At 67.6% G+C, this 9245-nt stretch carries 9 protein-coding genes and 1 pseudogene; 6 read left to right on the top strand and 4 right to left on the bottom strand.

The features are described from left to right. Positions 1-180 precede the first annotated feature (180 nt). Genes A5745_RS18490 through A5745_RS18480 form a run of 3 tightly spaced genes read right to left on the bottom strand, consistent with a single transcriptional unit; the run spans position 181 to position 2962 of the window. Positions 181-1269 (bottom strand): adenosine deaminase, encoded by a 1089-nt coding sequence (locus A5745_RS18490; RefSeq protein ID WP_076117859.1) that lies wholly within the window; start codon positions 1267-1269, stop codon positions 181-183. Further along, positions 1266-2567, bottom strand: coding sequence for a thymidine phosphorylase (locus A5745_RS18485; protein WP_076117858.1), 1302 nt, complete (start codon positions 2565-2567; stop codon positions 1266-1268). The genes A5745_RS18490 and A5745_RS18485 overlap by 4 nt, the downstream gene beginning before the upstream one ends. Beyond that, entirely contained in the window at positions 2564-2962 is a 399-nt protein-coding gene (locus tag A5745_RS18480; RefSeq protein WP_076117856.1) for a cytidine deaminase, read from the bottom strand. The genes A5745_RS18485 and A5745_RS18480 overlap by 4 nt, the downstream gene beginning before the upstream one ends. Positions 2963-3228: 266 nt before the next feature. Between A5745_RS18480 and sdhC the strand changes: the two genes are divergently transcribed. From sdhC to A5745_RS18460, 4 genes are read left to right on the top strand one after another with little or no spacing between them, the layout of a single operon-like run. After that, positions 3229-3567: a succinate dehydrogenase, cytochrome b556 subunit gene (gene sdhC / locus A5745_RS18475; protein ID WP_254848612.1), complete on the top strand. Its 339-nt coding sequence runs from the start codon at positions 3229-3231 to the stop codon at positions 3565-3567. Continuing rightward, positions 3564-4034, top strand: coding sequence for a succinate dehydrogenase hydrophobic membrane anchor subunit (locus A5745_RS18470; protein ID WP_076059574.1), 471 nt, complete (start codon positions 3564-3566; stop codon positions 4032-4034). The genes sdhC and A5745_RS18470 overlap by 4 nt, the downstream gene beginning before the upstream one ends. Before the next feature lie 3 nt (positions 4035-4037). Then, entirely contained in the window at positions 4038-5792 is a 1755-nt protein-coding gene (sdhA, locus tag A5745_RS18465; RefSeq protein ID WP_076117854.1) for a succinate dehydrogenase flavoprotein subunit, read from the top strand. After that, positions 5792-6616 carry a succinate dehydrogenase iron-sulfur subunit gene (locus A5745_RS18460; protein WP_076117852.1) on the top strand — a complete coding sequence of 275 codons (825 nt, stop codon included), beginning with the start codon at positions 5792-5794 and terminating at the stop codon, positions 6614-6616. Before sdhA ends, A5745_RS18460 begins: the two co-directional genes overlap by 1 nt. A 12-nt stretch (positions 6617-6628) precedes the next feature. On the opposite strand, the gene A5745_RS18455 is transcribed toward A5745_RS18460, so the two are convergent. Beyond that, a complete protein-coding gene (locus tag A5745_RS18455; RefSeq protein ID WP_076059579.1) occupies positions 6629-7693 on the bottom strand; it encodes a diguanylate cyclase in 1065 nt (354 codons plus the stop codon). A gap of 140 nt (positions 7694-7833) precedes the next feature. On the opposite strand from A5745_RS18455, the pseudogene A5745_RS18450 reads away from it, so the two are divergent. Continuing rightward, positions 7834-8451 (top strand): annotated as a pseudogene (locus A5745_RS18450) (carboxymuconolactone decarboxylase family protein); the annotation flags it as partial. 9 nt (positions 8452-8460) lie between these two features. After that, positions 8461-9216, top strand: a complete 756-nt coding sequence (locus A5745_RS18445) for a helix-turn-helix transcriptional regulator (RefSeq protein ID WP_076117850.1) — start codon at positions 8461-8463, stop codon at positions 9214-9216. Positions 9217-9245: the final 29 nt, after the last annotated feature.

Genomic DNA, 9245 nt, shown 5'->3' with positions numbered 1-9245 from the left:
CAATCGCATTGCGCTGACCGGACAACTCCGCCAACTCCTCAAAGAGCACCCCCAGGCGCTCAGCAGGACTCAACCCCGCCGAGGCAAGCGATGCAGTCGAAGACATGACCACATCATCACAAAGGGGTACGACAAATCCCGGCCACCCAAAGCGAACTTGATGGCGCCGAGCCAGCTGGCCTAGCCGATCAACACCGCGTAGCGCGGCTTGATCACCTCGTCGATGATGGCCAGGCGCTCGTCGAACGGAATGAACGCCGACTTCATCGCATTGATGGTGAACCGCTCGAGGTCGCTCCATCCGTAGCCGAAAGCCTCGACCAGGCGGTGCATTTCCAGGCTCATCGAGGTATCGCTCATCAGCCGGTTGTCGGTGTTGACGGTCACCCGAAACCGGGATCGGGCCAGCAGATCGAACGGGTGGTCCGCGATGCTCTTGGCCGCACCGGTCTGCACGTTCGAGCTGGGGCACAGCTCCAGCGGAATTCGCTTGTCCCGCAAGATCGATGCGAGCCTGCCCAACCGCACACCACCGTCTTCCAAGACATCGATGTCGTCGACGATCCGCACCCCATGGCCCAGCCGGTCCGCCCCGCAGAACGCGATCGCCTCGTGGATGGACGGCAACCCAAAGGCCTCACCGGCGTGAATGGTGAAGCGCGCGTTGTGATCTCGCATGTATTCGAACGCATCCAGGTGTCGCGACGGCGGGTTGCCGGCCTCCGCCCCGGCGATGTCGAACCCGACCACGCCCTTGTCCCGGAAGCGGATCGCCAGCTCGGCGATCTCCCGTGACACCGCGGCATGTCGCATGGCGGTGACCAAGAGCCGCACGACAATTGGACGCCCCGCGGTGGCACAGGCCTTCTCCCCGTCGGCGAAACCCGCAAGCACGGCGTCGACGATCTCGTCGAAAGACAGCCCGCGGTCGATGTGCAGCTCGGGCGCGAACCGCACCTCGGCGTAAACCACCGAATCGGCGGCCAGGTCCTCCACACACTCGTAGGCCACCCGATGCAGCGATTCGGACGTCTGCATCACCGCGACGGTGTGCGAGAACGGCTCCAGGTAGCGCTCCAGCGAACCGCTGTGCGACCGGGTGCGAAACCAGGTGGCCAGCTCCTCGACGTCGGTGGCGGGCAGCCCGTCGTAGCCGGTCTGGCCCGCGATCTCCAGCACGGTCGACGGGCGCAGCCCACCGTCGAGGTGATCGTGCAGCAGGGCCTTCGGCGCTTTTTCGATCTGCCGCAGATCCAGAGGTGTGGTCACGTGGCGATCCGATCGATGATCAGCGGCCGCGGCGCGGGCGGTGTGTCTTCGACGCTCCACGCGCCGTCCAGCTCGGCCATCGCGGCGCCGACGCGTTCGGGCGTGTCGGTGTGGAGGGTGAACAACGGGTCACCGGCCACCACCGGTTCGCCGGGACGGCGGTGGATCTTCACGCCGGCGCCGAATTGCACCCGTTCACCCGGGCGGGATCTGCCCGCACCGAGCCGCCATGCCGCCAGCCCCACTGCCATCGCGTCGATATCGCCCATTGTGCCGCCCCGGGTGGCGGTCACGGTCTCGGACAGCGCACCGATCGGCAACGGTATCGACAAATCGCCGCCCTGGGCCGCCACGAGCCGGCGAAATCGGTCCATCGCGGTGCCGTCGCGCAGCGCGTCGGCGGGGTCGGCGCCGTCGATCCCGGCGAGTTCGAGCATTTCGCCAGCCAGCCGCAGCGTCAGCTCCACTACGTCGGGCGGCCCGCCGCCGGCCAGGACTTCCAGGGATTCGGCGACCTCGAGCGCGTTGCCGACGGCAGCGCCGAGCGGGGCGTTCATGTCGGTCAACAGCGCGCGCGTGGGCACCCCGTGCGCGGCGCCCAGCTCGATCATGATGTGCGCCAGCTCGCGGGAAGCCGCCTCCGACGTCAGCAACGCCCCCGCGCCGACCTTCACGTCGAGCACCAGCGCGCCCGCGCCCTCGGCCAGCTTCTTGCTCATCACCGAGCTGGCGATCAGGGGCAGCGACTCGACGGTGCCGGTGACATCACGCAGCGCGTAGAGCTTGGCGTCCGCGGGCGCCAGCTCGCCCGCGGCGAAGATCGCCGCGCCCACATCGACGAGCTGTTCACGGACCCGCCCGTTGGACAGCTGGGCGGTGAATCCGGCGATGGATTCCAGTTTGTCCAGGGTGCCGCCGGTGTGCCCGAGCCCCCGGCCCGACGCCTGCGGCACCGCCGCCCCGCACGCGGCGACGACGGGCAGCAGCGGCAGGGTGATCTTGTCCCCGACCCCGCCGGTGGAGTGCTTGTCCACGGTGGGCAGCGGCCGTCCGTCGCGCCGCAGGTCGCCGAAGTCCAACCGCTCACCGGACGCCAGCATCGCCGCCGTCCACTCGGCGATCTCGCCGCGGTCCATGCCGCGCAACACGATCGCCATCAGCAGCGCCGCCATCTGCTCGTCGGCGACGCGGCCGTCGGTGTAGGCGTCGACGACCCACGCGATGGCGGCGTCGGACAACCTGCCGCCGTCGCGCTTGGTCTTGATCACCGTCGGCGCGTCGAATGCGAAATCGGTCAAGAACGTTCCCGGGGGACCTCGGCGCCGAACGCGTCGGGCAGCAGCTCGTCGAGCCGGCGGGGCCCGGCCGGATGGTCGATCAGCAACTCCGGACCGCCGTGCTCCAGCAGCACCTGCCGGCATCGCCCGCACGGCATCAGCGAGGATCCCTGCCCGTCCACGCACGCCAGCGCGATCAGCCGGCCCCCGCCGGTGGAATGTAGGGCGCACACCACACCGCACTCGGCGCAGAGACCAAGGCCATATGAGACGTTCTCCACATTGCAACCGGTAACGACGCGGCCATCGTCGACCAGTGCGGCGGCACCCACCGGGAACCGCGAGTACGGCGCATAGGCTCCCGCAGCCGCCTGGATCGCGTTGTCCCGCAGCATATTCCAATCGACATCTGGCATTTCGCAACCCCCGTTCACCGATGGGCTGACTTGTTGGGCCGGCTCAAGCAGCCACCCTAACTCCGATGCGACACGGCGTCGTGGCCGGACCGATCTCCTACCGCGGCCCATCGTTGCGGGGCTAAGCTCGGTTGCCCGGCTTGTTGACGAAGGCGGTGAGAACTTCAGTGAGCACACAGGCGACAACCGCGGATCCGGCCGTACCGGCGTCGACACCCTCGCGCAAGCGGCGGCCGCCGCGAACCCTGTATCGGGGGGATCCCGGCATGTGGTCGTGGGTGCTGCATCGCATCACCGGTGCCACGATCTTCTTCTTCTTGTTCGTGCATGTTTTGGACACCGCCCTGGTCCGGGTCAGCCCGCAGGCCTACAACGAGGTGATCGCGACCTATAAGACCCCGATCGTGGGCCTGATGGAATTCGGCCTGGTCGCCGCCGTAGCGTTCCACGGCCTGAATGGGATCCGGGTGATCCTGATCGACTTCTGGTCGCAGGGCCCCCGCTACCAGCGTGTGATGTTCTGGGTCGTCTGCGTCGTCTTCCTGCTGCTCATGGTTCCGGTGGGGGTAGTGCTGGGCATCCACATGTGGGAGCACTTCCGATGAGCAGCCCCGACCTTCAGCTCGGCCGGGGCGAGGTCGCGCCGGTACACCAGCGCAGCCACGACCGTCCGGCGAGCCTGGACAATCCGCGCTCGCCGCGGCGTCGCGCCGGCATACCCAACTTCGAGAAGTTCGCGTGGCTGTTCATGCGGTTCTCCGGCGTCGCGCTTGTCTTCCTGGCCATCGGGCACCTGTTCATCATGCTGATGTGGGACAACGGGGTATACCGCATCGACTTCAACTACGTGGCCCAGCGCTGGGCGTCACCGTTCTGGCAGTTCTGGGACCTGGCGCTGTTGTGGCTGGCGCAGCTGCACGGCGGCAACGGCCTGCGCACCATCATCGACGACTACAGCCGCACGGACCGCACCCGATTCTGGCTCAACAGCCTGCTGCTGCTGTCGATGGGATTCACGTTGGTGCTGGGCACCTACGTACTGATGACGTTCGACCCGAATATCGGAGGCTGACCGGTGATCCAGCAACACCGATACGACGTGGTGATCGTCGGCGCGGGCGGTGCGGGAATGCGGGCCGCCGTCGAGGCCGGCCCCCGCGTGCGCACCGCGGTGCTCACCAAGCTCTACCCCACCCGCAGCCACACCGGCGCCGCGCAGGGCGGCATGTGCGCCGCGCTGGCCAACGTCGAGGACGACAACTGGGAATGGCACACCTTCGACACCGTCAAGGGCGGCGACTACCTCGCCGACCAGGACGCCGTGGAGATCATGTGCAAGGAAGCCATCGACGCGGTGCTCGACCTGGAGAAGATGGGGATGCCGTTCAACCGCACCCCCGAGGGCCGCATCGACCAGCGCCGGTTCGGCGGGCACACCCGCGACCACGGCAAGGCACCCGTACGCCGGGCCTGCTACGCCGCCGACCGCACCGGCCACATGATCCTGCAGACGCTCTACCAAAACTGCGTCAAGCACGACGTGGAGTTTTTCAACGAGTTCTACGCGCTCGACCTGGCTTTGACGCAGACCCCGAGCGGTCCGGTGGCCACCGGGGTCATCGCCTACGAGCTGGCCACCGGCAACATCCACGTCTTCCACGCCAAGGCCGTCGTGATCGCCACCGGCGGTTCGGGCCGCATGTACAAAACCACGTCCAACGCGCACACGCTGACCGGCGACGGCATCGGCATCGTCTTCCGCAAGGGACTTCCGTTGGAGGACATGGAGTTTCACCAGTTCCACCCGACCGGGCTCGCCGGCCTGGGCATCCTGATCTCCGAAGCGGTGCGCGGCGAGGGCGGCCGGCTGCTCAACGGCGAGGGCGAGCGCTTCATGGAGCGCTACGCCCCGACCATCGTCGACCTGGCCCCCCGCGACATCGTCGCCCGCTCGATGGTGTTGGAGGTGCTCGAGGGCCGCGGTGCCGGGCCGCACAAGGACTACGTCTACATCGACGTGCGCCACCTCGGCGAGGATGTGCTCGAGGCCAAGCTGCCCGACATCACCGAGTTCGCCCGCACCTACCTGGGTGTGGACCCGGTGCATGAGCTGGTCCCGGTCTATCCGACCTGTCACTACCTGATGGGCGGCATCCCGACCACAGTCACCGGACAGGTGTTGCGGGACAACACTTCCACCGTCCCGGGCCTGTACGCGGCCGGCGAGTGCGCGTGCGTGTCGGTGCACGGCGCCAACCGACTGGGCACCAATTCGCTGCTGGACATCAACGTGTTCGGGCGCCGGGCCGGCATCGCGGCGGCGGGATACGCCCGGGGCCACGACTTCGTCGACATGCCGCCGACGCCGGAGGCGATGGTCGTCGGGTGGGTGGCCGACATCCTCTCCGAGCACGGCAACGAGCGCGTCGCCGACATCCGCGGCGCCCTGCAGCAGACGATGGACAACAATGCCGCGGTGTTCCGCACCGAGGAGACGCTCAAGCAGGCGCTGACCGACATCCACGCTTTGAAAGAGCGATACTCCCGAATCACCGTGCACGACAAGGGCAAGCGCTACAACAGCGACCTGTTGGAGGCCATCGAGCTGGGCTTCCTGCTGGAGCTGGCCGAAGTCACCGTCGTCGGCGCCCTGAATCGCAAGGAGTCCCGCGGCGGCCATGCCCGCGAGGACTATCCGAACCGCGACGACGTCAACTACATGCGGCACACCATGGCCTACAAGCAGGGCACCGACTTGCTGAGCGACGTCGCGCTGGACTTCAAGCCGGTGGTGCAGACCCGCTACGAACCGAAGGAGCGGAAGTACTGATGGCCTTGGAACCAGGAGAGGACGCCGAAACTTTGGACCCGCCGTCCCCCGCAAGCGGGGGGGACCCGCCGCTGCCGCCGGTTCCGGAGGGCGCGGTGCTGGTGACCGTCAAGATCGCCCGGTTCAACCCCGACCAACCGGACGCCTTCGCGAAAACCGGTGGGTGGCAAAGCTTTCGGGTGCCCTGCCTGCCCAGTGACCGGCTGCTCAACCTGCTGATCTACATCAAGAGCTACCTCGACGGGACGCTGACCTTCCGGCGATCGTGCGCGCACGGGGTGTGCGGGTCGGACGCCATGCGCATCAACGGCGTCAACCGGCTGGCGTGCAAGGTGCTGATGCGCGACCTGTTACCCAAGAAGCCCGGCAAGTCTTTGACCATCACGGTCGAACCGATCCGCGGGTTGCCGGTGGAGAAGGACCTCGTCGTCGACATGGAGCCGTTCTTCGACGCCTACCGCGCCGTGAAGCCGTACCTGATCACCACGGGCAATCCCCCGACGCGGGAACGCATCCAGAGCCCCACCGACCGCGCCCGCTACGACGACACCACCAAGTGCATCCTGTGCGCGTGCTGCACCACCAGCTGCCCGATCTTCTGGCACGAGGGCAGCTACTACGGCCCGGCCGCGATCGTCAACGCGCACCGCTTCATCTTCGACAGCCGCGACGAGGCCGCCGCCGAGCGCCTCGACATCCTCAACGAGGTCGACGGCGTGTGGCGGTGCCGGACCACGTTCAACTGCACCGAATCCTGCCCGCGGGGCATCGAGGTGACCAAGGCGATCCAGGAGGTCAAGCGCGCGCTGATGTTCACGCGCTGATATCTGCACGGGTCAACAAAGTTCGTGGTGATTACTTTGGTTGCCCCCCAACCGTTTAGCCTGATACATCGCGGCATCGGAGGCCGTGATCAACTCCTCTAGAACTGACTGCGGTTCGGTTGCGGCGTCGTCGAGGCGGGCGCACGCGGTGCCGACGCTGGCGGTGACTCCCGCGGCCGAGATCGCGATGGCCCGGCACGCGCGCGCGGCCAGCGACTCTGCGTTGCAGGTCGAAGACGTGCCGGCGACGAGAAATTCCTCACCACCGCTCCGGGCCACCACCGCTTGATTGTCGGCGGCGGCCAACAGCGCCCGCGCGACCTGGACCAGTGCGCGATCGCCCGCCGCGTGGCCGCACCTGTCGTTGACGGATTTGAAGTTGTCGAGATCGATCAACATGACCACGAGGTGGGAGTCGATGCCGCGTCGGGCCAAGATCATTCCCAGCGCCTCGTGCTGAAATGCGCGCCGATTGAGCAGGCCCGTCAACGGATCGCGGTCGGCAGTCAGCAGATCTCCCGCCAAAGCGCGCACCAGGATGCGAATGGCGAGTGGTAGGGCGATGTTGACCTCGATCACCAGCCAGAGGTCCACCCCCGCCAGGCTGGGGTGTCCAGATCTCGCCAACGACACCGCCTCCCAGGAGCCGACGGCGGCGGCAACCGCGAAGTTGTACAGCACCAAACCCGTGGTGTGAAAGAACGCCATGTAGGCGCCGAAGGTCGCGAATGCTATGCACCCGATCAGCGCGGCGAGCGGGTTCGGGTGTGCCAGGCACGCCAAGGCGACGGCGGTGTTGCACGTGATGGCGAATGCGATTGACTGCCTGCGCGTCGGCCACCGCCAAACCCACAGCAACACGCCCGCTACCCCGCCGGCGACGGCAACCCATGTCATCGCCACCGGCACCGGTCCGCGGGGACCGTCCGAACTGGCCAGCAGTGCGAGCAGGCACAACACCATCGACGTCGCAATGAACGCCATCACGGCCCGAGTGGCGCCTCCGATGCCGCGCGACGCGAGGTAGCCGGAGAGCCAGTCGTACTGGTCGGCCCGCCGGCTAAACAGCGCAGTCATCGTTGACTCCCAATCGCCACCACTGGCCATCGATGCCGAGAGGCTAGCCGCATGTTACGGCTGTCTCGCGGCCCGCGAGGCAGAAGGCGCGAAGTCGCCCCTCGCGCTGACCGCGCTCGTCACACATTGTCGACCTGTCTCGTCTGAGGGGTATGACACAGAAAACACGTATCGAGCCCCTGCCCCCCAAGCGCGCCGGATTGCTGACCCGCGCGATGTACCGGGTCGCCAAGCGGCGCTACGGCCAAGTTCCCGAACCGTTCGCCGTGTCCGCGCATCATCGCAAACTGATGATCGCCGGCGCCGTCCACGAGACCATGGTCGAGCGGGCGTCCAAGACGCTTCCGGTCAGCGTGCGTGAGCTCGCGGTGTTGTGGACCGCGCGCGCCATCGGCTGCTCCTGGTGCGTTGACTTCGGGTCGATGCTGCAGCGCTTGGACGGCCTGGACATGGAGCGGCTCAAGGACATCGACAACTACGCCACCTCACCGGCGTTCACCGACGACGAGCGCGCCGCCATCGCCTACGCCGACGCGATAACCACGGATCCGCACACCGTCACCGACGAGCAGGTCGCCGACCTGCGGGCCCGCTTCGGCGACGCGGGGGTGTTCGAGCTGACCTATCAGATCGGGCTCGAGAACATGCGGGCCCGGGTGAACTCCGCCCTGGGCATCACCGAGCAGGGCTTCAATTCCGGTGACGCCTGCCGTGTTCCGTGGGCGGACGTCACGAGCCAGGCAGCACGACGGGGCTAAAGTGGCGGCATGCGCGTCTGGGATGTGCAGCCGGGGCGGCTCATCGCGGGCGGCGGATTCTCCGACCTTGCCGTCCACCACCATCCCGCGGTTCAGGTCACAGTCGGTACGCAGGGCCCCGTTACTGTCACGCGCGACGGCGATGCGCGGGACGTGTGCCGGCTGGTCGTCGTCGCCAGCGGAGCACGCCACGCCGTCCGGTCGGATTCGGCATCGGGGGCGCTGACGCTGTATTTCGGGTTGCAGACACCGCAGGGTTTTGCGCTGAACACGTTGGGCCACAGCCGCGGTCGGCGCGGAGTCTGGATCGTCGGCGACGGGCAGCGATTGGCCGAGATGACCGCGGCGTCGCTGGCCGCCGATGGCCCGCGGGCCGGAGCGGACTTACTCGTCGACGAGCTGTGCGGCACGGACGACCGGCGCCCGGGCGAACCCCGGTCCGTTCACCCGCAGCTGCGGCGGGCGATGGACGTCGTGTCCAGCCGGGTTCCCGCCCACATCGATGTGGCCTCGGTCGCGGATGCCGTTGCGCTGTCGCCCGATTACCTCGGGCGGCTATGCCGACAACAGACCGGCGTCTCGTTCTCGGCCACGATCCGTTGGCAGCGGCTGGTGACCGCCGTCGGCCACCTCCTCGACGGGCGCTCCGTGACCGATGCCGCCCACCTGGCCGGATTCGCCGACGGCTCGCACGCCAACAAGGTGTGCTGGGAGATGACCGGCGCGGCCCCGCGTGCCTTCGCGCAAGCGGTTCGCGAAGTCTGACGGATCCGTACAAGCGTCCCCGGTCGGAT

Source organism: Mycobacterium sp. IS-2888, assembly GCF_001954215.1.
In the GTDB taxonomy this organism is placed as follows: Bacteria; Actinomycetota; Actinomycetes; order Mycobacteriales; family Mycobacteriaceae; genus Mycobacterium.
The sequence above is the reverse complement of the archived record's forward strand: the minus strand, read 5'-3'. Positions and strand labels throughout refer to the sequence as shown.